The 24311-nt window shown below is 66.4% G+C and carries 22 protein-coding genes and 1 tRNA gene; 6 read left to right on the forward strand and 17 right to left on the reverse strand.

Annotation, left to right across the window (positions count from 1 at the left end):
* Nucleotides 1–23 precede the first annotated feature (23 nt).
* Together FBZ89_RS26570 and FBZ89_RS26575 are read right to left on the reverse strand one after the other, a co-directional pair.
* Entirely contained in the window at nt 24–1136 is a 1113-nt protein-coding gene (locus FBZ89_RS26570; RefSeq protein WP_246172600.1) for a lytic murein transglycosylase, read from the reverse strand.
* Between the two features lie 51 nt (nt 1137–1187).
* Complete coding sequence (locus tag FBZ89_RS26575; protein WP_246172601.1) at nt 1188–1871, reverse strand: YdcF family protein; 684 nt, start codon at nt 1869–1871, stop codon at nt 1188–1190.
* A 430-nt stretch (nt 1872–2301) separates the two neighbouring features.
* On the opposite strand from FBZ89_RS26575, the gene FBZ89_RS26580 reads away from it, so the two are divergent.
* Nucleotides 2302–3546 carry a putative bifunctional diguanylate cyclase/phosphodiesterase gene (locus tag FBZ89_RS26580; RefSeq protein WP_186457595.1) on the forward strand — a complete coding sequence of 415 codons (1245 nt, stop codon included), beginning with the start codon at nt 2302–2304 and terminating at the stop codon, nt 3544–3546.
* Nucleotides 3547–3598: 52 nt separating this feature from the next.
* Here FBZ89_RS26580 and FBZ89_RS26585 read toward each other — a convergent pair whose 3' ends face one another.
* From FBZ89_RS26585 to FBZ89_RS26595, 4 genes are all read right to left on the reverse strand, one after another.
* The gene (locus FBZ89_RS26585; RefSeq protein ID WP_186457596.1) at nt 3599–3976 is read right to left on the reverse strand and encodes a PilZ domain-containing protein; all 378 of its coding nucleotides are present in this window, start codon (nt 3974–3976) and stop codon (nt 3599–3601) included.
* Between the two features lie 215 nt (nt 3977–4191).
* The gene (locus tag FBZ89_RS31050; protein ID WP_186457597.1) at nt 4192–4368 is read right to left on the reverse strand and encodes a hypothetical protein; all 177 of its coding nucleotides are present in this window, start codon (nt 4366–4368) and stop codon (nt 4192–4194) included.
* A 227-nt stretch (nt 4369–4595) separates the two neighbouring features.
* A complete protein-coding gene (locus FBZ89_RS26590; RefSeq protein WP_145753693.1) occupies nt 4596–5363 on the reverse strand; it encodes a phosphatase PAP2 family protein in 768 nt (255 codons plus the stop codon).
* Nucleotides 5364–5627: 264 nt separating this feature from the next.
* Nucleotides 5628–6074: a nucleotide triphosphate diphosphatase NUDT15 gene (locus tag FBZ89_RS26595; RefSeq protein WP_145753695.1), complete on the reverse strand. Its 447-nt coding sequence runs from the start codon at nt 6072–6074 to the stop codon at nt 5628–5630.
* 104 nt (nt 6075–6178) lie between these two features.
* Between FBZ89_RS26595 and FBZ89_RS26600 the strand changes: the two genes are divergently transcribed.
* Nucleotides 6179–6871, forward strand: a complete 693-nt coding sequence (locus tag FBZ89_RS26600; protein WP_145753696.1) for an SOS response-associated peptidase — start codon at nt 6179–6181, stop codon at nt 6869–6871.
* 2 nt (nt 6872–6873) lie between these two features.
* On the opposite strand, the gene FBZ89_RS26605 is transcribed toward FBZ89_RS26600, so the two are convergent.
* The 5 genes from FBZ89_RS26605 to gyrA form a co-directional block, all read right to left on the reverse strand.
* The gene (locus FBZ89_RS26605) at nt 6874–7710 is read right to left on the reverse strand and encodes a SphA family protein (RefSeq protein ID WP_186457598.1); all 837 of its coding nucleotides are present in this window, start codon (nt 7708–7710) and stop codon (nt 6874–6876) included.
* Nucleotides 7694–7864 carry a hypothetical protein gene (locus FBZ89_RS31055; RefSeq protein ID WP_186457599.1) on the reverse strand — a complete coding sequence of 57 codons (171 nt, stop codon included), beginning with the start codon at nt 7862–7864 and terminating at the stop codon, nt 7694–7696. Before FBZ89_RS31055 ends, FBZ89_RS26605 begins: the two co-directional genes overlap by 17 nt.
* A 131-nt stretch (nt 7865–7995) precedes the next feature.
* Nucleotides 7996–8071: transfer RNA gene (locus FBZ89_RS26610), tRNA-Lys, on the reverse strand.
* A gap of 165 nt (nt 8072–8236) precedes the next feature.
* Nucleotides 8237–8794, reverse strand: a complete 558-nt coding sequence (gene coaD / locus FBZ89_RS26615; RefSeq protein ID WP_145753700.1) for a pantetheine-phosphate adenylyltransferase — start codon at nt 8792–8794, stop codon at nt 8237–8239.
* A 97-nt stretch (nt 8795–8891) separates the two neighbouring features.
* Entirely contained in the window at nt 8892–11714 is a 2823-nt protein-coding gene (gene gyrA, locus FBZ89_RS26620) for a DNA gyrase subunit A (RefSeq protein WP_145753702.1), read from the reverse strand.
* Nucleotides 11715–11934: 220 nt separating this feature from the next.
* Here gyrA and FBZ89_RS26625 point away from each other — a divergent pair, with 220 nt between their 5' ends.
* A complete protein-coding gene (locus FBZ89_RS26625; protein ID WP_186457600.1) occupies nt 11935–12354 on the forward strand; it encodes a VOC family protein in 420 nt (139 codons plus the stop codon).
* A gap of 24 nt (nt 12355–12378) precedes the next feature.
* Here FBZ89_RS26625 and FBZ89_RS26630 read toward each other — a convergent pair whose 3' ends face one another.
* From FBZ89_RS26630 to nadE, 3 genes are all read right to left on the reverse strand, one after another.
* Nucleotides 12379–13827: an MATE family efflux transporter gene (locus FBZ89_RS26630; RefSeq protein ID WP_145753705.1), complete on the reverse strand. Its 1449-nt coding sequence runs from the start codon at nt 13825–13827 to the stop codon at nt 12379–12381.
* Between the two features lie 140 nt (nt 13828–13967).
* Nucleotides 13968–15680, reverse strand: coding sequence for a ShlB/FhaC/HecB family hemolysin secretion/activation protein (locus FBZ89_RS26635; RefSeq protein ID WP_145753707.1), 1713 nt, complete (start codon nt 15678–15680; stop codon nt 13968–13970).
* 115 nt (nt 15681–15795) lie between these two features.
* Nucleotides 15796–17556 carry an NAD(+) synthase gene (nadE, locus tag FBZ89_RS26640; RefSeq protein ID WP_145753709.1) on the reverse strand — a complete coding sequence of 587 codons (1761 nt, stop codon included), beginning with the start codon at nt 17554–17556 and terminating at the stop codon, nt 15796–15798.
* 246 nt (nt 17557–17802) lie between these two features.
* Here nadE and FBZ89_RS26645 point away from each other — a divergent pair, with 246 nt between their 5' ends.
* Complete coding sequence (locus FBZ89_RS26645) at nt 17803–18147, forward strand: hypothetical protein (protein WP_145753711.1); 345 nt, start codon at nt 17803–17805, stop codon at nt 18145–18147.
* A 150-nt stretch (nt 18148–18297) separates the two neighbouring features.
* On the opposite strand, the gene FBZ89_RS26650 is transcribed toward FBZ89_RS26645, so the two are convergent.
* From FBZ89_RS26650 to ssb, 3 genes are all read right to left on the reverse strand, one after another.
* Complete coding sequence (locus FBZ89_RS26650; protein ID WP_145753713.1) at nt 18298–18768, reverse strand: hypothetical protein; 471 nt, start codon at nt 18766–18768, stop codon at nt 18298–18300.
* A gap of 71 nt (nt 18769–18839) precedes the next feature.
* Nucleotides 18840–19250, reverse strand: coding sequence for a hypothetical protein (locus tag FBZ89_RS26655; protein ID WP_145753714.1), 411 nt, complete (start codon nt 19248–19250; stop codon nt 18840–18842).
* A 625-nt stretch (nt 19251–19875) separates the two neighbouring features.
* Nucleotides 19876–20412, reverse strand: a complete 537-nt coding sequence (gene ssb / locus FBZ89_RS26660) for a single-stranded DNA-binding protein (RefSeq protein WP_145753716.1) — start codon at nt 20410–20412, stop codon at nt 19876–19878.
* A gap of 320 nt (nt 20413–20732) precedes the next feature.
* On the opposite strand from ssb, the gene uvrA reads away from it, so the two are divergent.
* On the forward strand, nt 20733–23615 hold the full coding sequence (gene uvrA / locus FBZ89_RS26665) for an excinuclease ABC subunit UvrA (RefSeq protein WP_145753718.1): 2883 nt from the start codon (nt 20733–20735) through the stop codon (nt 23613–23615).
* Nucleotides 23612–24304, forward strand: coding sequence for an alpha/beta fold hydrolase (locus tag FBZ89_RS26670; RefSeq protein WP_145753720.1), 693 nt, complete (start codon nt 23612–23614; stop codon nt 24302–24304). Before uvrA ends, FBZ89_RS26670 begins: the two co-directional genes overlap by 4 nt.
* Nucleotides 24305–24311: the final 7 nt, after the last annotated feature.

The following is a 24311-nucleotide window of genomic DNA, read 5'->3' on the forward strand; positions in this document are numbered from 1 at the left end:
TTGTGGCTGCACCCTACAACATCTCACGGCGCCGCGCCAAGTTGATCGGCCAGCAAACCAACGGTGGTCGCGAAATAAGTGGACCGGTTCCAGTTCATGATGGTGCGGTAGTTGTCATAGACCAGGAAGGCGCGGCCGTCCGGCCCGTCCGGAATGACCAGCGAGGCCGACAGCGCGCGGGCCGGCAGCGGCTTGCCGTCCAGGGACCGCACCCCGGCCTTGGCCCATTCCGCCAGCGTGCGCTTCTTGTCCAGGCCGGCGGCGGCGGCGGCGGCGTCCAGACCTTTCGCGGGCAGCTTCACTTCCCGTCCCCAGGTGGTGCCGGCATCCCAGCCCACGGTGGACAGGTAGTTGGCGGCCGAGGCCAGAACATCCGGCGTCCGGGTCCAGATGTCGCGGCGACCGCAGCCGTCGAAGTCCTGCGCGAACTTGAAGAAGGCGCTGGGCATGAACTGTACCTGGCCCATGGCGCCGGCCCATGACCCCTTCATGGTGGCGGGGTCGACCTTGTCCTCCTCCACGATGCGCAGGGCCTGGATCAGTTCCTTGCGGAAATAAGCCGGGCGGCGGCCATCATGGGCCAGGGTCGCCAGGGCGTCGATGATGCGGAAGCCGCCGGTGACCCGGCCGTAATTGGTCTCCAGTCCCCACAGCGCGACGATGTACTGCGGCTGCACATGGTACTTGGCGCTGACCTGGGCCAGCAGGGCGGCGTTCTGGCGCATCATGTCGCGGCCGCGCTGGATGCGGTCCTTGGTCAGGACGCGGTCGGCGTAGGTGGCGAAGGTGACCGTGCCTTCCGGCTGCTTGCGGTCCAGGTCGATGACGCGCGGCAGTTCCTGCACATTGGCCAGCGCCAGGTCCAGGGTGGCCTTGGAGATGCCCTGGGCCTGGGCCTCCTGCCGCACGCCGTCCAGCCAGCGCGCGAAGTCCGCCTGCTGTTCCGGCGTGATGACGGTGGGGACGGGCGCCGCGGGGGCCGGTGGTTGCGCTGGGGCGGGTGGGGGTGCCGGTGGCTGCTGGGCGTTCGCCGCCGCCGGCGGTCCGCCGGCGCATCCCGTCAGCAACAGCGCCGACAGCATGCCGATGCCGGTGGCGCGGGACAGGAGGGGGCGGCTGGCGGGAAAGCGGGTCACAGGCGAATTCCTCAGGCAAGCGGGAAAAGTGGTCGAAAACTAGGAATGAAATCAGGGCGTTTTGGTGGCGCTGTCCGTGGCGTCGGGCGCGGGGAACAGGTTATCGGTGCGGCCCAGCAGATGGTAGGCCACCAATCCGATGTATTCGTGCACCGACTGCGACAGCAGTTCCAGCCCTCGCAGCAGGTCGAAGTCCGGCCGGTACAGCAGGGTCCGGGGGGCCCGGATGTCCACCGGGTAGGCCACCACCGGCCAGCCGACATGGCGGAAGATGCCCACCGAGCGCGGCATATGGAAGGCCGATGTCACCAGCAGCCAGGTCTGCCCGGGCTGCGGATGCATCAGGTCACGGCTGAACAGCGCGTTCTCCCAGGTGTTGCGCGACTCCCCCTCGAAGGTCACGCGGCCGATGTCCATGCCGATCTCCTCCAGGGCGGCGCGGGCCACCGGCGCCTCCTTCTCATCAGGGTCGCGCAGCTCCCCGGACCCGCCGGAGAAGATGATGCGGGCGTCGGGATAGCGGCGGGCCAGGTCGGGAATCACCATCAGCCGCTCCGCCGCGGCGTTCACCTCCGGCTGGCCCGTCTCGGCTGTCGCCACCTGGTCGACAGACCCGCCCAGGACGATGATGCCGTCGACATGGGTGGGAAGGTTCGCGGGCGCTGGAAAGCGCTGCTCCAGCGTGCGCATGCTCCACGCCCCGACGGGCAGCACGGCAATGATGGCCAGCCCCACGGCCGCGGCCCGGGCGCAGAGCAGGGACCGGCGCGCCCTGAAGCCCCCGGTTGCAAAAAGGCCAACCAACAAAAACAAAAGCAATAGGTTGCCGGGCGCCGTCAGCGTCCAGAAGATCTTGGACAGGGCAAAACTCAAGGCATTTGCCTCCCATAATCATTGAGCCGGAAAGCCTAGGCCTGGCAGGCCTACTCCTGTAACCGGCCTACCCCTGTAGCCAGTGATTCAGGCCGGAGCGACCCGGATACCGTCAGATTCTATCGTATTTGTCGAATATTGCATGGACGGCGCAGTTTCCTCATGCGGTCGGGACAGGAAATGGTCTAAGGTCAAACCTAACCGAGAACAAGCCGGCCTAGCCCTGATCGTGACCGATGCCTGCCTGACCGTCGTCGCCAGAACCGACGCTGCACCTACGGGTGCCGGTGCCATGCAGGATATTTCCGTCTTCACCCGTCGTATCGATGATCATCTGGCCAGCCACAGCGGCCCCTGCGCCGTGCTGGTCATCGAGATCTCCCGCATGGCGGAGCTGTACAAGCTGCTGGGCCAGCAGGCCCTGGACGCGTCCATGGCCGTCATGGCCGAGCGGGTCTTGGGCCTGTGCGGCAGCGCTGACGCCGTCTGCCGAATCGCCCGGGCACAGTTCGCCCTGTTCTTGCCCAACCTCAGCCACGCCAGCAAGGCGCTGTTCACCGCCTCCGCCCTGGCTGCCCGTATTGGGGAGCCCATCCTGGTGGAGGGGCGGCTTTTGTACATGGTGGCCAAGATCGGGGTGGCGGTGTCGCCCGACGATGGCACCAGCGGCCAGGCCCTGCTGCGGAACGCGGCCATCGCCCAGGGTGAGGTGGCGAAGTCCGGCTCCGCCCATTACCTGCACTATACCGAACAGATGCGGGAGCGGCTGCGCCACCAGCTGATCACGGAGACGGAGCTGCGCCAGGCCATCCTGGATGAGGCCTTCGTCCTGCACTACCAGCCCAAGGTGGCCATCGCCGACGGCACCCCCATCGGGGGGGAGGCGCTGATCCGCTGGCGCCATCCCACCCGGGGCCTGATCTATCCCATGGAGTTCATTCCCATCGCCGAGGAGACGGGCCTGATGGTGCCCATCGGCGAATGGGCCCTGCGCGCCGCCTGTCGGCAGATCCAGTCCTGGATCGAAGCCGGACGCCAGCCGCTGCAGATCGCCGTCAACGTCTCGGAACGTCAGTTCCGCTGGGGGCACCTGCCTGCGCTGATCGACGTTCTGTTGCGGGAGACGGGCATCCCGCCCCACCTGCTGCAGCTGGAAATTACCGAATCGGTGCTGCCGGAGGATCTGGAGGGGGCGTTGCGGCAGATGGCGTGGATCGCCGATTGCGGCGTGGCTCTGGCGCTGGATGATTTCGGCACCGGCTATTCCTCGCTGTCCTACCTGCGCGAGCTGCCGTTGGATTGTCTGAAGGTCGACCGCAAGTTCGTGCAGGACATGGAACAGGACAGCGGCACCCGCCATATCGTCCAGGCCATCGTCGCCATGGCCAAGGCCATGGGCCTGAAGGTGGTGGCGGAAGGTGTGGAGACGGAAGGGGAGCGTAGCCTGCTGCGCGGCATGGGCGTGGAGGAAGGCCAGGGCTATCTGTTCGCTCGCCCCCTGCCCGTCAAGGAATTCGAGTTGTTCTGCGGGCTATAGGCGCCGCGGCCGCTTCCCAAGCAATTATTGTTGGTGTCGGGGCAGAGGCCCTTCAGGTCGGCGTGTGCGCGGCGTCATCCCGGGCCGCCGGCCCTGTGCCGCTGACGGCACGAACCCAGCCGGCGACGATGGCGCCCACGCCGTCGCGTAGGAACTCGACACCCACGCCGTTTTCGGTACGGCGCACGATGCGGACGGCGGCGGCCACAGGCGCGCCCGGCAGGCGCAACACCCCCTCCGTTCCAATGGGCAGGTCAGGATCGGGAACAAGGAAGGCACCGCCGGCGGAAACATCGGCGATGCGGCAAGATACAAGGATGTCGCCGCAGCTCAACTGCACCTGGCTGTCAACCGATAGGCGGTCATAAGTCCGGCGGTTGCTGGGCCGCACCAGGTTGGACAGCACGCGTCTGATACCGCCCCAGGCCATTAACCCCTCCCCTGCGAAGTCAGGCGGGCCGACGGTTTCCCGACAACGGGGTAGCGTAAGCCATGCCATGGTTGGAGTGTGCCGCCAAAGGCGTCGCGACACAAATGCCTGGGCGGAATGCCTTTCCAGCGAGGTTCTTGCACGGCGCGCGTCTTATGGTTCGGCACATTCACCGTTGCAGGTGCGTAATGAGCCTGGCGCTCGGGGAGTGGATGCTAGGGTGGACTGAAATGCGTCCGCGTGGCGCGGTTCAGGGGGCGTCCATCGACCAGTTCAAGAACGTAGGATTCGAGCTCCAGCCGTTCCTCAGGGGTGGCATCGGCATACGCACGGGTGCCGCGGATGCCCAGAAGCATTTCGGCCGCCCGTGTCAGGGCGATATCAGCCGCCATGCACGGATGTGCCGGTCGGTTCTTGGGGGAGGCGCTCCCTATCGTTGCTGTGGGACCACCCCCGCGATCGTCATGAAGATCGGACACGGTCCACGGTCTCCTAGACAATTGTGGGCACTGATCTACAACGAAAGTTATTTATACAGGCTGCGAAACGGCCATGGAATTGTGACGGGCGGGCTATCTCCAAAGTGGCAGGGACGGGATCGCATCCAGGCGCCGACGTCTCAGTTGGGCCGGGCCGCGGTCTCTACGGGCCCCACCGCATACGGGGACGGATCGGCGTCGTTGCGACGGGCCTCCAGCACCTTATGCACGGATTGGCCAATCATACGGATCTCGTCGAACTGGGTGACCAACTCGAAACAAAACAGGAATGCCAGGGTATAACAGGGGGCGGGAAAGCGCATCATGACCCGCAGGATAGGGGTGGTGTACAGCGGCCGGACGGCGTCGCGGGTCATGACCAGGGTGATCAGCACGCCGATGATGGCGCCGCCCAGCACGTCCGTGGGGAAGTGCAGTCCCAGATAGACCCGCACCGTGCAGACGAAGAGGGCGGTGTAGGCCATGGCCAGCACACCGATCCACCGCCACACCAGGAAGATGCCGGTGGAAACCGCCATCCATAGCATGGCGTGGTCGCTGGGAAATGAGCTCCAGGTCCGCAAGATGGTTTCGCTGGTGCCGCTCAAAGGAAAATGGAAGGGTACGGCGGGGTCGTAGATGGGCCGCTCCCGGAAGGGGAGGAAGTGAGCCAGCAGGCGCCCGACGCCCAGGGCCAGCAAGCCGCTGACGAAGGTGGCGATCACCATTTCCTTTTCCCAAAGCCCGCGCCGGCCACCCCGGAACCAGATCCACCATAGGATGGCCACCGGGAACAGGCCCTTGAACATCGAGAAGTCGGCGATGGTGCGGATGGCGTGGTTCACCACGTCCGAGGTGAAGGCGTGGGTGGTCAGGAATTCCTGGATGGCACTGTCGAAGCCGTTCATTTGTACGTTCTTCCTCCCTGGCCCTACTCGTCTTCTGCGGCGATCGGGCAAGCCTCCGGCGTCGCCGGCCGCAATGATGGCCGAACGTGCGCCACTCCCCCGATTGCCCCGAAGATACTGGCAATGTCGAGCAGGCGAGCCCACGCCGCCCCGACTTGAAACTGCCAACAAAATGTAACAAAAACTTTATATGGTACGCGCGGCGTCGCCAAAGAGCTTCTTTGGGAATAGGTCGTGGGTCACAGATTGGTCGCGCCGAACGACCTAGCGCGCCAGTGACGTGTAGCTGCGCCGGGCGGCCCAGGCATCCAGGGCCAGTTCCACCGGGCGGAACAGTGGCCGTGGCAGGGCGTCCAGGCCGTACCAGCCCCAGTCCGCGATCTTGTGCGGTTCCAGCACCTGGGGTTCGCCCGGTTCCACCTCCTCGGCGATGAACTGGATGTCCACGTAGTGCTTGTCGTAGGCCAGGATGTTGTGCAGGCAGAGGAAGTGCAGGCGCCGGACCACCAGGCCGCACTCCTCCACCACCTCGCGAATGGCGCATTCCTCGAAGGTCTCGCCATATTCCAGGTGGCCGCCGCACCAGGAATAGCTGCCGTCGCCATGGCTGTTGCGCCGGCGGCCCAGCAGGATGCGGCCCTCACGCTGGATCAGGACCCCAATGCCGACCTTGGGCACGCCCGCGGCGGCGGAGGCTAGGGATTGGGTCATGCTATGGCTCCGGATACTAGCTGTGGCGCATTTGGCCTTGGCAGCGGTATCATGCCGCCGCCCCGGCGCCAAGCGCCCGTCCAGTTTCCGGAGTCGTCCCCGCCATGTGCGGTCGTTATGCCGCCGTTACCCCGCCCCAGGCCATGGAGGCGCTGTTCCAGACCCTGGGCACCCTGCCCAATTTCCCGGGCCGCTTCAACATCGCGCCGACGCAATCGGCGCCGGTGGTGCGCTGGAACGCGCAGACGGGGGAACGGCGCCTGGACATGCTGCGCTGGGGCCTGGTGCCGTCGTGGGCGGCGGATATGGCAGGGGGCGCCAAGATGATCAACGCCCGCTCGGAAAGCGTGACGGAAAAACCCACCTTCCGGCAGGCCTTCGCCCGCCGCCGCTGCCTGGTGCCGGTGACCGCCTTCTATGAATGGCGGGTGGAGAACGGCGCCAAGCAAGCCTATGCCATCGCCCCGGCCAACGCGGATACGGCCGCCTTCGCCGGGTTGTGGGAGGGCTGGAAGGATCCGGCCAGCGGTGAATGGGCACGGACCTACACCATTCTGACCACGACGGCCAACGACGCCATCGGCCACATCCACCACCGCATGCCGGTTATCCTGACGCCCGACCGCTGGCCCGCCTGGCTGGGCGAGACGGACGCCGATGCTTCCGCCCTGCTGGATCTGCTGCGCCCCTACCCCGCCAATGAAACCCGCTTCTGGGCGGTGGGGCCGCGCGTCGGCAACGTGCGCAACGACGATGCCGACCTGCTGGCCCCACAGGTCGCCGCAACCCTGTTCTGAGATCAGAGCCGCAGGCCCAACTGCATCCACAGGTTCTCGCCCTGGGCACGGTGTTCGGCCACGAACTCGTGCTGCCAGGTGAAGGTGGCCTGCAGCGGCCCGATATCATGACTGATGGCCGGCCCCACCGCGAAGGCCTTGCCGCGATAGCCGTCGGCGCCGACCTTCACCCCATCCTGGGTGTCATCCTCATACTGGACGTAGAAATAGCCGGAGACGCCGAAGCGCCAGCCATCGACATTGCGGGCCATGGCGAAATCCAAGTCGAAGTCCGACCCGGAGTGATAGTGCGTGGCGTCGTTGGTGGTGTTGAACGCCAGGCGTGGCGACACCTGCGCCTGCCAGCCCTGGGGGTCGATGTAAGCCAGGCCCAGCGTGGGCTGGAAGGACCAGACGTTGCGGCCGATGTTGGCCAGGGCCGCGGCGTTGTATTGGCCCACCGGCATGAAGATGTCGGTGCCCCACACCAGGGACAGGTTGGGACCCAGGCGCCAGCCCAGCATCAGTGGCGTGATGCCGACGTCCCCGAAACCCAGCTTGCTGGTCTTTTGCCCTGCCACCTCGACATGCAGATCGACGATGGGCAGGATCACCTCGGATGCCACCTGGGCGCCGAATAGCCGGTAGGGCGTGACCACGAAGCCGCGAAAGGTCTGCGAGGCGGATTCGACGCTGAAATCCAAGGGCAGCTTGTTGCCGCCGCCGTCGTTCATCCGGTCGGCGGTATAGTAGTTGGGCTGGAACAGGACGTACTCGCCCGGTGGCGGCATCGCGCCGGCCAGATAGATGCTGGCGCCCGGCGGATAACTGTTGCCACCGCTTTCAGTGGCGCGCGCCATATGCGAATTTGCGAACGAAATCATACACAGAATTGTCGCGCCCATTGCCCAGTTCTTCACAGAGCATTTCCTCCTCATTTTGGCGGTCCGTGTGCTGACGGCCGCTTTTTATTTTGATAAGGAGAAAATCGTCGGAAATGGCGATGACGGACAAGGCGCATTATTCAATACGGCATCATCGGTTTGGGCGATGCACCGTGTGGTTGCCATCGCGCCACACCAATAGATCAATCGCGACAAGGACCGCGACCGTTGATCGACAACACAGCTAAACTATTGAAAAATTGGTGATCCCGGTGGGATTCGAACCCACGACCCCATGATTAAAAGTCACGTGCTCTACCGGCTGAGCTACGGGATCGACCGCAGGGAAAACGGCTTGGTTTTCCGCGAACGAAGACGGGGCTGAGGGCCCGTCCCGGTGTGGCGCGCACCATAATGACGGGTATGGGCGCGGTCAATGGAAAGCGGCGGGGCCCGGCACATCAACGGTGCATAGGGCCCCTGCCCGCAAACATCTTTGGGCTTATTCGCCGGCGCCGCCGGTGGCGGGCTCCACACCCCCGCCCACCCCCTGCCGGGCGTCCTGGGCGAAACGCTCCGCCAAGCGATGGGCCACGCGCGGGCTGACGAAGTGGGCGATGTCGCCGCCCAGCCGCCCGATCTCCTTCACGAAGCGGGAGGAGATGAACTGGTGCCGGTCCGATGCCATCAGGAACACGGTCTCAACCTGCGGGTTGAGACGCGCGTTCATCCCGGCCATCTGGAACTCATACTCGAAGTCCGAGACGGCACGCAGGCCGCGGATGATCACCTGGGCCTGGCAACCCACGGCGAAGTTCATTAGCAGGCTGTCGAAGGGCCGCACCTCGACGGAGATGCCCTTGGCGGCCAGCGGCCCCAATTCGTCCTGCACCAGGGCCACGCGCTCCGCCGTGGAGAACAGGGGCCCCTTGCCGGCGTTGCTGGCCACCCCGATGATCAGGTGATCGACCAGCTTGGCCGCGCGCTGGATGATATCGAAATGCCCATTGGTGATGGGGTCGAAGGTGCCGGGATAAACCCCGATGCGACGCTCGCTCATCCTTGCCCCCGCTGATCCAATCCGCCCATCGTCAGCTCCATCCGCCGGCTTTGCCGAGGTGGGGTTCGAATCCCTAGGGGACTCGAACCCCCAATCCTCAGTCGCCGGTTCCCTCGTTCGTGCCACCCGGGGCCGAACCATCCTGTGCCGAACCCTCCGGGGCCGGGCCCGCGATGATGTCGGCCTGCGCGGCATCGTCCGCCCCGCCGTCCTCGGTACCGTCATCAGCCAGCCGCGCCACCGACACCACGCCCTCGTCGATCGACAAGCGGAACAGGGTGACGCCCTTGCTCTTGCGCGCGGTGATGCGCACGTCGTGCACGGGCATGCGGATGACCTGGCCACCGTTGCTGACCATCATCACCTGGTCGGTCTCGGCGATGGGGAACACGGCGGCGATGGCCTTGTTACGGGCCCCCATGTCCATGTTCCAGATGCCCTGGCCGCCACGACCGGTGAGGCGGTACTCATAGGCCGAGGTGCGCTTGCCGAAGCCCTGGACCGAGACGGTCAGCAGGAATTCCTCACGCGCCTTCATCTCGGCATAGAGTTCAGGCGACAGGGTACCGACATCGCCGGTGACCTCGGGGTCCACGTCGGCGGCCTCCTCGACCTCCTCACCCTGCTGGCGGCGCTCGGCGCTGGCCTGCTTCAGGTAGGCGGCGCGATCCTCGGCCGTGTACTCGGTGTGGTGCAGGATGGACAGGCCGATGACCTCGTCCCCCTCGGCCAAGCGGATGCCGCGCACGCCGGTGGAGGTGCGGCCGGCGAAGACGCGGACGTCCACCACCGGGAAGCGGATGCAGCGGCCCAGGCGCGTGGCCAGCAGCACGTCGTCCGCCTCGCCGCAGGTGCGCGCGGCGATCAGCAGTTCACCTTCTTCCTCCAGCTTCATGGCGATCAGGCCATTGGCGCGGATGTTGGTGAAGTCCGACAGCTTGTTGCGGCGGACGTTGCCGTGGCTGGTGACGAACAACACGTTCAGGTCGCCCCAGCTGGCCTCATCCTCGGGCATGGGCATCACGGTGGTGATGACCTCGCCATCCTCCAGCGGCAGCAGGTTCACCAGGGCCTTGCCCCGGGTCTGCGGCTGGCCCAGCGGCAGGCGCCAGACCTTCAGCTTGTAGACCATGCCGCGGTTGGTGAAGAGCAGCATGGGCGTGTGGGTGTTGGCGACAAACAGGTCGCTGACCGTGTCCTCCGCCTTCAGCTGCATGCCGCTGCGGCCCTTGCCGCCGCGCGCCTGCGCCCGGTAGGTGGAGACGGGCACGCGCTTGATGTAGCCGCCCTGCGTGACAATGACGACCATGTCCTCGCGCTGGATCAGGTCCTCGATGTCCGCCTCGAACTCCAGGTCCTCGATCTTGGTGCGGCGGGGCGTGTCGAAGCGCGCCTTCACCTCCACCAGCTCGTTGCGCAGGATGTCCAGCAGCAGCGGACGGGACGACAGTATCTCCAGGAAATGGCGGATCTGCTCCACCACCGCCGTCAGGTCGGCGCCGATCTTGTCACGCTCCAGCCCGGTCAGGCGGTGCAGGCGCAGTTCCAGGATGGCCTTGGCCTGGGCTTCCGACAGGCGGTAGGTCCCTGCTTCCGACAGGCCGCGGCCCGGCTCATCGATCAGGGTGATCAGCGGCGCCACATCGTTGGCCGGCCATTCGCGGGCCACCATTTCCTCGCGCGCCGACTGCGGATCGGGCGCGCGGCGGATCAGGGCGATCATCTCGTCCAGGTTGGCCACGGCCACGCCCAGGCCCACCAAGGTGTGGGCGCGCTCGCGGGCCTTGCCCAGCTCGAACTCGGTGCGGCGGGTGATGACCTGCTCGCGGAACTTCACGAAGGCCGCGATGATGTCCTTCAGGTTCATCAGTTCCGGCCGGCCGCCATTCAGGGCCAGGGTGTTGACGCCGAAGGAGGTCTGCAGCGGCGTATGGCGGAACAGCTGGTTCATCACCACGTCGGCCACGGCGTCGCGCTTCAACTCCACCACCACGCGCACGCCGTCGCGGTCGGACTCGTCACGAACGTCGGAGATGCCCTCGACCAGCTTTTCCTGCACCACCTCGGCGATGCGCTCGATCAGCTTGGCCTTGTTCACCTGGTAGGGGATCTCGGTGAAGACGATGGCCCAGCGGTCCTTGCGGATCTCCTCGATCTCGCTCTTGGCGCGCATGACGACGGAGCCGCGCCCCGTTTCGAACGCGGAGCGGATGCCGGCGCGGCCCAGGATCAGGGCGCCGGTGGGGAAGTCAGGACCGGGGACGATCTCCATCAGCTCCGGAATGGTGATGTCCGGGTTGTCGACATAGGCGCAGCAGGCGTCGATCACCTCGCCCAGGTTATGGGGCGGGATGTTGGTGGCCATGCCCACGGCGATGCCGCCGGCGCCGTTGACCAGCAGATTGGGGAAGCGCGACGGCAGGACGGTCGGCTCATCCTTTGACTCGTCGTAGTTCTTCTGCCAGTCGATCGTGTCCTTATCGATGTCGTCCAGCATCGCCTCGGCCGACTTGGCCAGGCGGGCCTCGGTGTATCGCATGGCCGCGGCGCGGTCGCCGTCCATGGAGCCGAAGTTGCCCTGGCCGTCGATCAGCGGCAGGCGCATGGAGAAATCCTGCGCCATGCGGACCATGGCCTCGTAGATCGAGCTGTCGCCATGGGGGTGGTAGTTACCCATGACGTCGCCGACGGCCTTGGCCGACTTGCGGTACGGCTTGGTGCTGTCGTAGCCGCTTTCCTTCATCGCATAGAGGATGCGGCGGTGCACCGGCTTCAGGCCGTCCCGCACGTCGGGAAGCGCGCGGCTCACGATCACGCTCATGGCGTAATCGAGATAGCTGCTGCGCATCTCCTCTTCGATGGCGATGGGGGTGATGTCGCTGGCGGGAGGGGCCGCGGGGGGCGTCGGAGTCGTGACCAAACCAGAATCCAAAAGCAAGGAAAACCAAGCCTCACGGGCGGCTGCGCAGCCGCCCGCAGGCGATGGGGATCGGCCGCTTTTCTAGCATCATTCGCGCATGCGAACAATGAAACCGGCACGCGGCGTATCTCTACGGTACCCGCGTACGCGCGCGACTCGGCTGCGGGGTTCCGCGGCCCCCAGCCCGGCGCTACAGTGCGTGGGCGTTTTCCCTTCGCCCATGGCCCCCATGACTCCGCCCTTCAGCCCGCGCGGCTTCGACCATCTGGCCCTGCCCGTCACCAACATCGCCGCCAGCCTGGCCTTCTACCGCGACCTCCTGGGATGCCCGGTGACGGCGGAATGGCCGGAGGATGCGCTGGTGCGGCTGCGGGTGGGCGATGCCGACCTGTTCCTGGTGGACGTGACGGTGCCGGAAGGGGCTTGGGCCAAGCCGCCGGCGGGTCCAGGCCGCAACCTGGACCACCTGTGCATCGCGCTGGCCCCTTGTGACGAGGTGGCGGTGCGCGGCCATCTGGCGGCCCACGGCCTGGACATCATCGAGGAGCGGGTGGGCGACAACCGCCACGGCCCCACCCTGTCTCTCTACATCCGCGATCCGCAGGGCACGCAGGTGGAGTTGCTGCTGCCCGGGGGCTGAGCGTCCCCGAAGGGGTCGGGCGGCTCAGCGCCGCGACAGCAGGTGGAACCGGACCATCAGCACCGTGACCGCGACGATGCTGGCCATCAGGATGCCCTCGAAGATGCCCATGATGCCATGCCCCCGGTGGAAGGCCGCATAGGCCGCCGTGGGGATCATGACGCCGTAATAGCTGAAGAAATGCAGGGCGGTGGGGATCCAGCTATCGCCCTGGCCGCGTAGCGCGCTGGCCATGACCGTCTGCCCGCCGTCGGCCACCACGATCCAGGCCATGAAGGCGATGGCGGGCACCAGCACGCGGATCAGTTCCGGGTCGCTGGCGTACAGGCTGGCGATGCTCTCCGGCACCGTCGCCAGCACCACGCCGACGACGACCATCATCAGGGCCGTGAGGGCCAGGCCCGTCCACCCGGCCAGCGTGGCTTCCCGCCGGTTGCCGGCACCGTGCGCCTGCCCCACCTGCACCGCCGTGGCCGAGGCCAGGCCCAAGGCCGCCATGAAGATGAGGGCCAGCAGGTTCAGTCCCACGGCATAGGCCCCCAGGCCCAAGGCGCCCAGCCAGCCGGCGAAGATGCCCATGGTGCCGAAGGCGGTGGATTCCGCGCCCTGGCTGAGGCCCGCGGCATATCCCAGGTGGCGGTGCGGCCGCCCCTCCCGCCATTCCAGGAAGGATCCGCGCACGCCGTAGCGGGCGTGATCGCGCATGGTCCAGACGTACAGGATCAGGCCCAGCGCCGTCAGCCAGCGTATGGTGGTGGTGGCGATGGCCGACCCCGCGGCGCCCAGGGCCGGCATGCCGAAATGGCCGAACACCAGGGTGTAATCCAGGGTGAAGTTCAGCAGGTTGGCCACGATCATCGAGACCATGGCCGGGAGTGGCCGCTTGATCCCCTCCAGGAAGAAGGATGTGCTGATCTGGAGGACCGCCGCCGGCATACCCAGGCCCAGGATGGCGATGACGGGCGCCGCCCCATGGGCGATCCCCGGCTCCTGCCCCGTGAGCAGGAAAAAGGTCTCGCCGAACTGGCAGCCGAGGGCGACGACGCCACCGATCAACAGGGCATAGGGCAGCGATCGGCGCCAGACCGCGCCGGCGTCGCGCGCACGTCCCGCCCCCACCGCCTGGGCCACCAGGATGATGGTGCCCATCATCAGACCGACCACGGTGGCGAAAGCCGTGCCCACCGGCGTGCCGCCCAGGCTGAAGTACGCCAGTTCCTCCGCGCTGTAGCGGCCGACCATGGCGGTGTCGATCGTCTGCATGAACAGTTGGCCGATGCGGGTCAGCATCAGGGGCGTGGCCAGCAGCACCAGGTCGCGGGCATGGACCAGGATACGGGGCAGCAGGGGCTCGCCGGGCGTTCCCGGCGGACGGGCGGGACAGGCCTCCTGCACCGCCGCCTCATCCAGGGGCGGCAGGGGCGTCACCGCCGCCGACAGTTCCGGCGGCACGGGGGTCTCGAACTGGGCCATGACGAGCGCGCTCTGGTGGCTTTATCATCGCCCGGCGGCCGTCCGGGCGTCTTCCTTGCCTACCGCGCCGGGCGCGCCGCCGCAACCCATGAGCGGCGCACGCCTGCCGGGCGTTCGCCGGACGATGCCCTTGCGGCCCGTCAGAAGCTGCCCGTCACCCGCACCCAGGCGCGGGTGTGGCGGCGCAAACCATCACTGTCGGCCCCCGCGATCCGGCCGGGGTTGTCGCCGACCACATGGGCCAGCGTCGCATCGAGCGTCAGGGCGTCCACCGGCCGCCAACTGACGGCGACGCCGATGCCTTGCAGGCCATAGTCGTTGGGCAGATCCGTGCCCCGGTTCCAGCCCGCCCAGGGGCTGACGAACTGCCGGATCCACCCGCCATCCCAGAAGGCCGCCAGGCGCAGACTGTCCACGGGGCGCCAGCGCAATTCCAGCGTGCCCAAAGCCCCCTCCGCCCCCTGCCCCTCGTTCACGGGATAGGCGCGGATGGCGTCGGGGCCGCCCAGGGCCAGCCGTTCGGAGCTGTCGAGGTTGCCGCTGGCCCACTGGCCGGCCAGCCGCACCACCAGTTCCACCCCCTCACCCAAGGGTTGGGCGTGGCTGAGGGTCAAGGCCAGCTTGGCGTAGCCGCCCTGGGTGCGGGCGGAGGCATCATCCACCGCCTGGTTCTCCGGCACGCCACCCAGGTCGACATTGCCGGCGGTCAGGGTCCCATCCACCTGGTCGATACCCTCCCAACCGTCGCGCGCCACCCCGCTCACGCCCAGGGTGGCGGCGTCGATGACGTTGATGCCCGTCACGATCTCCGCCGTGCGGTTGACCAAACGGCGATGCTCATACACCAGGCGGCCGTCCAGGGCGGTATCCTCCGTCCGCCACAGCGGCAGGGTGGCCGTGGCCCCGCCGGTGGCGCCCCACCCGTCAGGTGTGCCGGCGTTGAAGTCATGGGCGACGCGATAGTCGAAGGCGCTGCCATTGACGCCCAGGCGCAGGCCGGAGTAGCCCACGGGCAGGGTGGCGGTCAGGCGGCCGTAGGTGGTGCCCAGGCTGCGCACGCCGGTCAGGACGGTCTGATCACCGATGCCGGCCAGGTCATTGGCCGACAGCACGGCGATGCCGCGCCAGCCGCCGCTGGCCCGCTGCGCCTGGTTGTCCACCAGGGCGACGCCACTGAACAGCGGCCCCTCGGTCAGCTTCAGGCGGATGTCGGTCTGGTCGGCCGCTTGGCCCGCCTCCGCCGTTGCCGTCGCCGTGATGCCCGGCAGGGCGTCCAGTGCCGCGACACCCCCTTCCAGCGCGTCCAGGCGCAGGGCCTGGCCCATGGCTTGGCGGTCCAGCAGGTAGCCGGCGGCGGTGTCGGCATCCAGGCGCGTGTCGCTGCTGGGGTCGACCACCACCCGGCCCAGCCGGCTTTCCTGCACGGCGATGGTGACGACACCGTCGCGGACTTCCTGCCGGGGCAGGTAGGCGCGCGCCAGATAGCCGTGCTGGCGGTAATAAGCGCTGACGGCGGCGGCGGCCGATTGCAATTCTCCCAGGGTCAGGTCGCGGTCACGGAAAGGCGCCAGCACCGCCTGCAATTCCGTCTCCGGAAACAGCGTGGCCGTGATGTGGAAGGCGGTGACGTGGACGGTGGGCCCTTGGGCTGGGCGCTCTGAGGGCGGTGCCTCCGGCACCACCGGGTGCAGGGGCGCGGGCGGCGCGGTCAGGCGCGGGGTGGTGCGTTCGGTGTCGCGCAGGATGCTGCCGGCATCTGGCGTTTGCGGTGTTTGCTGGGCCGAAGCCTGGCCAGGAACCAGGACAAGGACGGCAAGCGTCGCGGCGAACCACGCTGGAAACGATCGACACATTCGAGACCAGCCTGCAGGCCTGTTTCCGCACCAACAGGTTGCACCCTACTGCGGTAGCGGGCCGCCCGCACCGGCGCGGTGCCCCGGCTACAGAAAGGTCACGGGGGGTGCGCGATCAGCCTGTGAAGCGCGCCGTCAGGGGGAAACGCCTGTCCTTGGTGGTGGGGGACTTGCGGTGCACCTTGGGGCCGGGCGGGGCTTGGAAGCGCTTGAACTCCGCCCGGCGGACGCGGCGGCGGATGTCCTGCACGAATTCCAGCGGCTCACCCAGCTTTTCCGCGATTTCCGCGTCGGTCTGGCGCTCCTTGGCGTCCTCCATCTCCCACAGCACCGCGTCCAGGCGGGGATAGGGGGGCAGGCTGTCGGTGTCGCGCTGGTTGTGCTTCAGCTCGGCGCTGGGCTCCACATCGATGACGGCGCGCAGGGCGGCCTGGGCCTTGGCGTCATAGGGCTCCAGCGGCTTGCCGAAGGCCCCTTCCCAGATGCGGGCGAACAGCGGGTCCGGGTTTTGCGCCTGGGCCAGGCGCATCTTCAGGATGGGGAAGACGTCGATGGCCTTGTACAGATCCTTCAGCGGATTGAAGGCGCCGCGCATGTCACCGTAGAGCGTGCCGTATCCCATCAGGATCTCGCTCTTGTTGCTGGTGCCCAGGATGGCGCGGCGGCCATGATCATTGGAGATGGCCGACAGGGTGTTGCCCCTGATCTGCGCCTGCAGGTTCTCATCCGCCAGGCTGCCCATGTCGCGGCCGAAAGCGTTGCGGAACTTGGCCAGCCCGGCCTCATACTCGACGGTGATGGGCAGACTGATGGCGCTGAAGCCCGCGCCCACGCCGGCGGCGAATTCCGCCGCGCGGATGTTGGAACCGGAACTGGTGTAAGGCGACGGCATCATGACGGCATTGACCTTGGCCGGGCCGAACACGTCGGCCGCCAGGGCCGCCACCAGGGTGGAATCGGCGCCGCCCGACAGGCCGAAGACCACGTCCTGGAAGCCGTTCTTCTCAATGTAGTCGCGCAGGCCCAGGCCCACGATCAGATAGCGCTCCTGCGGATCAGTCAATTGGATGGGCGCCTGCGTTTCGGTCAGGCGGAAACCCTGGCCCTGGTCCGCCAGGGTCACGGTGGCGCCCCCTTCCCCGCCGATCGCCATCTCATAGATGGCGCCAGCCGGATCCATGATGGCGGAACAGCCTTCCCATACCAGCTCGTCATTGCCGCCCACCTGGTTGACGTAGACCAGGGGCAGGCCCGTCTCCTGGATGCGCTGGGCGAACAGGCGGCGGCGGAAATTGCCCTTGGCGATGGCGTAGGGGCTGGCGTTGAGGGAGACAATGACCTCCGCGCCCATCTGCCTCAGGTCATGGGTAACGTCGTCGAACCAGATGTCCTCGCAAATGCAAAAGCCCAGGGTGACGGGGCCGCCGGCGGCCTGGAACCGCAGCACGCCCATTTCGGCATCGGCGCCCATCTGTTCCCCCCGCGCCTCGAACCAGCGCACGTCGTCGAAGACGTCATAGTTGGGCAGGTGGGTCTTGAACTGGCTCAGCACCGCGCGGCCCCGGTCGAACACCACCAGGCCGTTGCCCATCTTGCGGCCCTGGACCTTGCCGCGCAGGGGGGTGCCCACGGCGATTGTGGTGCCGGCCTGCTCAGACAGCAGACGGTACTGCTCCGTCCAGTGGATGATGGCCTGCTGGTAGTCGGCCTCCAGCAAGTAGTCGCCGGCGGCGTAATTGGCCACGGCGCATTCCGGCAGGACATGCAGGTCGGCCTGCCGCTGCGCCAGGATGCTGGCCTTGGTCCGCTCGAAATTCCCCCGGAAATCGCCCGTGGTATAGTTCATCTGGTGCAGGGCGACTTTCAGCGTGCGCATGGTCTCAGTCTCGCTATGCCGGGCGCCGCCGCTACAAGGCCAGCGCCGCCATTAACCTGTTGGCGGCTAGCCTACCATTCCCGGACCGGTCGGCGGCAATCCCCCGAAAGCGAAGATGGCCCATGCCCAATCCCCAAGCCGGCGCCGAAGCGGCCGGGGGAACGAATGTCCGCTCCCAAGCCTTAAGAATGTGCCGGGCAGCCCGGCCGCAGCGGATGAACCGCACGACGAACGCCGGAGGAGAGCATGCCCCAGCATCACCACGACCACACCCGCCAACAGGCCGCGCAGCCGGATCAGCGCGGCACGGCGGACAAAAAGCACGATGTGCGGGAGGCCAGCGACGCGCAGCGTCTGAAGGATGAGTGGGCCATGACCGGCCACGCCGCGACCAAGAAGTCGCGTGGGATGGAGGGGCCACCGCATGATCCCCCGGCCAGCACCGGCGGCACGCGGCCCCGGGCCGGGTCGAAAGGGGACTGGACTGCGGCCGGCAGTGGCCAGAAGGGGCCGCAGGGCGACCGTGCGGAAAGCTCCGCCGGCACCGGCGCCACGGCCAACCGGCGGCACGGACGCGGCAGCACGTCCTGAATCGGTTGAGGAGAATGGGACGGCCACCCAACGCAGAGGATCAGCCATGGGATTGGGCGCGCCTGGGATTGGGCGCGGCGGGAGACCGGCATTGGCTCTGGTCGGCCACCGGCCAGGATGGCCTCTTGCTGGCTTTCCGATGGCGCTAAATCATGTGCCGGGGCCAGCAACGGCAACCAGCGGGTCGTAGGTGAGGGTCAAACCATTCACATTCAGGCTCAGGTGATACTTGGCGATCCTGTCGTGCCAGCGACTGCCAACCAGGGCCGTCCAGCAGGAAACCCCATGCTCACGGACTTGCTCAAGATTCAGCAAAATGCCGTCCGCGACAGCGGGGCCGGAAATTTCACTGATTGTGACTTCGTCGTTTGGATTGAGCGGCCGGATGGCCCAATTCAGATGGTCGCCGACACGACAGTCCGTATACAGTTTGGTGCCGGTGCCGGAAGAGCCATTATATCCGGTGGTATCAAACATATATAGACCGGATGTAATGGCTCCGTTTTTTGCATTTACTTGAGCGAGTTCGGTATTTATTGCGACCATTATCTTGATTCTGGGCGCAATGTTGATTGTCTGGCCAGAGGGGGGCATTTTTTCCGCCATCTCACGGGTCTGCACAGGGTGAAACAACGGCGGAGGCGCTGCGTCCTCCGCCGTTGCCGACCGGGATCGGGGTTCGGGGGCTGACCTTAATTGGCCGTGACCTTGACGAACGGATCGTAGGTATAGGACTTGCCGGACATCGAAATGTTCAGGCTGTACTGATAGCTGCCGCTCTGCGTGCCAAAGTTGATGGCGCAAGTCCAATAGACAACGCCCGCTGGCGTCTTCTGCTGTCCAAGGTTCTGGAAGATCTTGTCGTTGACCGCTGTCCCGGTGAACCCGGTGATCGCGATATTGTCGGACGGATTGATCGGATAGATGGTCCAGACCAACGTGTCACCGGCATTGCAGGGGGTCGTCAGCTCGTTGCCCCCCTCGGCAGTGCCCTCATAGCCGGTTGTATCAATCATATACAACCCTTTGGTGATGACGTTGCCGCTGGCGGTGGACTGGGCCGTCTCCACGTCGACCGCAACCATAATATTAATAGTAGCCATTCTTAGACTCCTCCGTTCATCCAATATTGGACAAAAAATCCGATTACCTCATTGCTTGGATATTTTAAAATAATTCAATGATGCTTATCGGCACGGTGACGCAAATTTGCAGACTTTTTTCTGCAAATTATGGCAGGCGATGTTTTTTATTCGGATACTCCCGCGCCACCGCCCTGCCAACGTTAATTGTTCGTTGGGTGACAACATAAACCTATGAGAGCGTGAGTCAACAAAAAGAGTCTTAATGGTTGAAATAATATCGCGCTAGTTGCATCCGCTGCCTGCCTCAGGCTGAATGTCAGGCATGGCCGCCCCCGGGGCGCCGTCGTGACCGCGCGGTATTCGTGACTTTTTTGAAGAATGCGCCGTTGCGTGGGGCATAGCCCGCACCGCAGGCGTTTTAGGACACGCGTATTAGCCGTGGCTGAACCCGCGTCGGTCCGGCGTTATCGGATTGGCCTCGCTGGCCCCCGTCGATTCAAATGCCGCACCGATGGTCTCCCACGGCGCGCGGGCAATCCGCGGCGGGGCGGTCATCGGCGCGCTTCCCACAAACAAAGAACCGACCCGCCTTCGCGAGGCTAAGATCGGTTCCTTGGTACTTCTATCCGGCTGTTCCCGGCACTCAGAACGGGATTTCGTCGTCCAGATCGTCGGCCGGCTTGCCGCCGCCGCCGAAGCCGCCGCGCGAACCGCCGCCGGAGGAGGAACCGCCCCCACCGTAGCCACCGCCACCGCCACCGTAGCTGGAGCCGCCACCGCCGCCGCCGAAGTCGCCACCCGACTCGTAGCCGCCGCCACCGCCGCCGTCACGGCCCTCGAGCATGGTCAGCTCACCCCGGAAGGGACGCAGCACCACCTCGGTCGTGTACTTCTCCTGGCCGGACTGATCGGTCCACTTGCGGGTTTCCAGCTGGCCTTCGATGTAGACCTTGGAGCCCTTCTTCAGGAAGCGTTCGGCCACGCCGATCAGCGCCTCATTGAAGATCACCACCTGGTGCCACTGGGTGCGTTCCTGCCGCTCCCCACTGTTGCGGTCCTTCCACGTCTCAGACGTGGCGATGCGCAGGTTGCACACCTTGCCACCGTTCTGCATGGACCTGACCTCAGGCTCCTTGCCCAGGTTGCCGATGAGGATGACTTTGTTGACGCTGCCAGCCATGTCCGATCCGTCCTGAATCCAAATGGGGCGAAAAACGCCCGTCGTTGATGGGGAGAGCCTACACCGCCGTTCATATCCAATGCCACAGCCATGGTGGTCAGGACTCTCGGCATACCCAAAATATCGATCAGGGCGCCCTTTTGGGGCACCCTGCCCCCCTGTCACGAAATCGTCCGTAAGGGGGTGCATCCTGCTGTCGCCTTTTGACACGGGCACCCCCATATTAAGGCGCTCTGTCGCCGGCTGGCCGGTGGGACGGCGCCCTACCGGCGTAATCCCCCTTGCCAGCGCCTACCCCGATCGATTATTCAGAACATACCATGAACAAATATATCAGCGTCCGCGGCGCGCGGGAACACAATTTGAAGAACGTCGACGTGGATCTGCCGCGCGACAAGCTGGTGGTCATCACCGGGTTGTCAGGGTCGGGCAAATCATCGCTGGCCTTCGACACCATCTACGCCGAGGGGCAGCGGCGCTATGTGGAAAGCCTGTCGGCCTATGCGCGCCAGTTCCTGGAGCTGATGCAGAAGCCGGACATGGACAGCATCGAGGGGCTGTCGCCCGCCATCTCCATCGAACAGAAGACGACCAGCCGCAATCCCCGCTCCACCGTCGGCACGGTGACGGAGATTTACGACTACATGCGCCTGCTCTACGCGCGGGTCGGCATCCCCTACTCCCCCGCCACCGGTCTGCCCATCGAAAGCCAGACGGTCAGCCAGATGGTGGACCGCATCATGGCCATGCCTGAGGGCACGCGCCTCTACCTGCTGGCCCCCGTCGTGCGCGGCCGCAAGGGCGAGTACAAGAAAGAGCTTCAGGAACTGCGCAAGCGCGGCTTCCAGCGCGTCAAGATCAACGGTGAGATGATGGAGATCGACGAGGCGCCGGCGCTGGACAAGAAGCTGAAGCACGACATCGAGGTGGTGGTCGACCGCATCGTCGTGAAGGAAGGCTTAGGGAACCGCTTGGCGGATTCGATCGAGACGGCGCTGGAACTGGCGGACGGCCTGGTGTTCGCGGAGAACGCGGACGGGGGCGAGCGCACCGTCTTCTCCGCCAAGTTCGCTTGCCCGGTCAGCGGCTTCACCATTGAGGAGATCGAGCCCAGGCTGTTCTCCTTCAACAACCCCTTCGGCGCCTGCCCCGCCTGCGACGGCCTGGGGCAGAAGCTGTATTTCGACCCCGAACTGGTGGTGCCGGACACCCGCCTGTCGTTGAAGGATGGCGCCATCGCCCCCTGGGCGGGCTCCACCTCCCAATACTACGCCCAGACGCTGGAAAGCCTGGCGCGCCACCACAACGCCCGCATGGACACGCCGTGGAGCGACCTGCCGGAGGATTTGAAGAACCTTATCCTGTTCGGCTCCGGCGGCAAGCCGGTGACCCTGCGCTATGACGACGGCCTGCGGTCCTACGAGACCAACAAGCCCTTCGAGGGCGTGGTGCGCAACCTGGAGCGCCGGTGGAAGGAGACGGAAAGCAACTTCATGCGGGAGGAGCTTTCCAAGTACCAGTCGGCCCAACCCTGTGAGGCCTGCGGCGGCGCGCGCCTGAAGCCGGAGGCCCTGGCCGTCAAGATCAACGGTCTGAACGTGGCCGAGGTCAGCCGCATGTCCATCCAGGAGGCCGGCGCCTGGTTCCTGAGTTTGGACGGCCACCTCACGCAGAAGCAGAAGGACATCGCCAACCGTATCCTGAAGGAAATCAACGAGCGGCTGGGTTTCCTCAACAATGTCGGCCTGGAATACCTGGCCATGGACCGCGCCTCCGGCACCCTGTCGGGTGGCGAGAGCCAGCGCATCCGCCTGGCCTCCCAAATCGGCAGCGGCCTGACCGGCGTGCTGTACGTGCTGGACGAACCGTCCATCGGCCTGCACCAGCGCGACAACGACCGCCTGCTGACCACGCTGAAGCGCCTGCGCGATCTGGGCAACTCCGTGTTGGTGGTGGAGCATGACGAGGATGCCATCCGTACCGCCGACTATCTGGTCGACATGGGGCCGGGCGCCGGCGTCCACGGCGGCACGGTGGTGGCGGCCGGCACCCCGGCGGAGGTCATGGCCAACCCGGCCAGCATCACCGGCGACTATCTGACCGGCCGGCGCCGCATCGCCCTACCGGACCGCCGCCGCGCCGGCCACAAGGGCCAGTTCCTGGAGGTCATCGGCGCGCGCTCCAACAACCTGAAGGATGTGCATGCCCGCATCCCCCTGGGCACCTTCACCTGCGTCACCGGCGTGTCCGGCGGCGGCAAGTCCACCCTGATCGTCGAGACGCTGTACAAGGCCCTGGCCAAGCGCCTGAACGGCGCGCGGGAGCATCCGGGCACCCACGACGATATCCTGGGCCTGCAGCACCTGGACAAGATCGTCGACATCGACCAGTCGCCCATCGGCCGTACGCCCCGGTCCAACCCCGCCACCTACACCGGCGCCTTCACGCCCATCCGCGACTGGTTCGCCGGGCTGCCGGAGGCCAAGGCGCGCGGCTACGGCGCCGGCCGCTTCAGCTTCAACGTCAAGGGCGGCCGGTGCGAGGCCTGCCAGGGTGACGGCGTCATCAAGATCGAGATGCACTTCCTGCCCGACGTCTACGTCACCTGCGACGTCTGCCACGGCAAGCGCTACAACCGCGAGACGCTGGAGGTCCTGTACAAGGACAAGAGCATCGCCGACGTGCTGGACATGACGGTGGAGGAGGCCGCCTCCTTCTTCCAGGCCGTGCCCGCCATCCGCGACCGCATGCAGACGCTGGATGAGGTTGGATTGGGCTACATCCACGTCGGGCAGCCGGCCACCACCCTGTCAGGCGGCGAAGCCCAGCGGGTGAAGCTGGCCAAGGAACTGTCCCGCCGCGCCACCGGCCGCACCCTGTACATCCTGGACGAGCCCACCACCGGCCTGCACTTCGAGGACGTGCGCAAGCTGCTGGAGGTGCTGCACGCCCTGGTGGACCAGGGCAACACCGTGCTGGTGATCGAGCATAACCTGGAGGTCATCAAGACTGCCGACTGGATCATTGACATGGGCCCCGAGGGCGGCGCCGGCGGCGGCCGCATCGTGGCCGAGGGCACGCCCGAGCATGTGGCCACCGTGCCGGAAAGCCACACCGGCCATTACCTGAAACCCTACCTGTCGGAGGTGCCGCCGGCGGTGGAGGCCGTGGCGCCCAAGAAGCGCAAGGCGAAGGGGGCATGACACCCATCGTCCTGATTCCCGGCCTGCTGTGCACGGCCGAGGTGTTCGCCCATCAGGTCGCGGCGCTGTGGCCACACGGCCCCGTCACCGTGGCCAACACCCTGGCGGGCGAGACGATGGCGGACATGGCGGCGGCCATCCTGGCCGACGCCCCGCCCCGCTTCGCCCTGGCCGGCCTCTCCATGGGCGGCTACGTCGCCCTGGAGATCATGCGCCAAGCGCCGGAACGGGTGGTGAAGCTGGCGCTGGTCAGCACCCAGGCGCTGCCCGACACGCCGGAGCAGTCGGACCAGCGCCGGGCCTTCGTCGCCCTGGCGCGCAAGGCCAGGTTCGCCAGCGTGCTGCGCCAGGCCATGGCCAGCATGCTGCATCCCGACCATCGCGATGACGACCAGTTGGCGGCGGTGAACCTGCGCATGGGCCTGACGGTCGGGGTGGAGGGGTTGGCGCGGCAGACGGCGGCCGTCATCGGCCGCCCCGACAGCCGCCCCACCCTGCCCACCATCCGCGTGCCCACCCTGGTGCTGGTGGGGGACAGCGACCCCCTGATGCCGCCGGAGCGGTCCCGCGACATGGCCGCCGCCATCCCCGGCGCCCGGCTGGCGATCGTGCCCCACTGCGGCCACGCCTCAACCCTGGAACAGTCGGAGGCAGTGAGCCAGGCGCTGGTTGAGTGGATCAGCGGCTGAGGCCGCG

Source organism: Nitrospirillum amazonense (genome assembly GCF_007828045.1).
Taxonomy (GTDB): Bacteria; Pseudomonadota; Alphaproteobacteria; order Azospirillales; family Azospirillaceae; genus Nitrospirillum; species Nitrospirillum amazonense_C.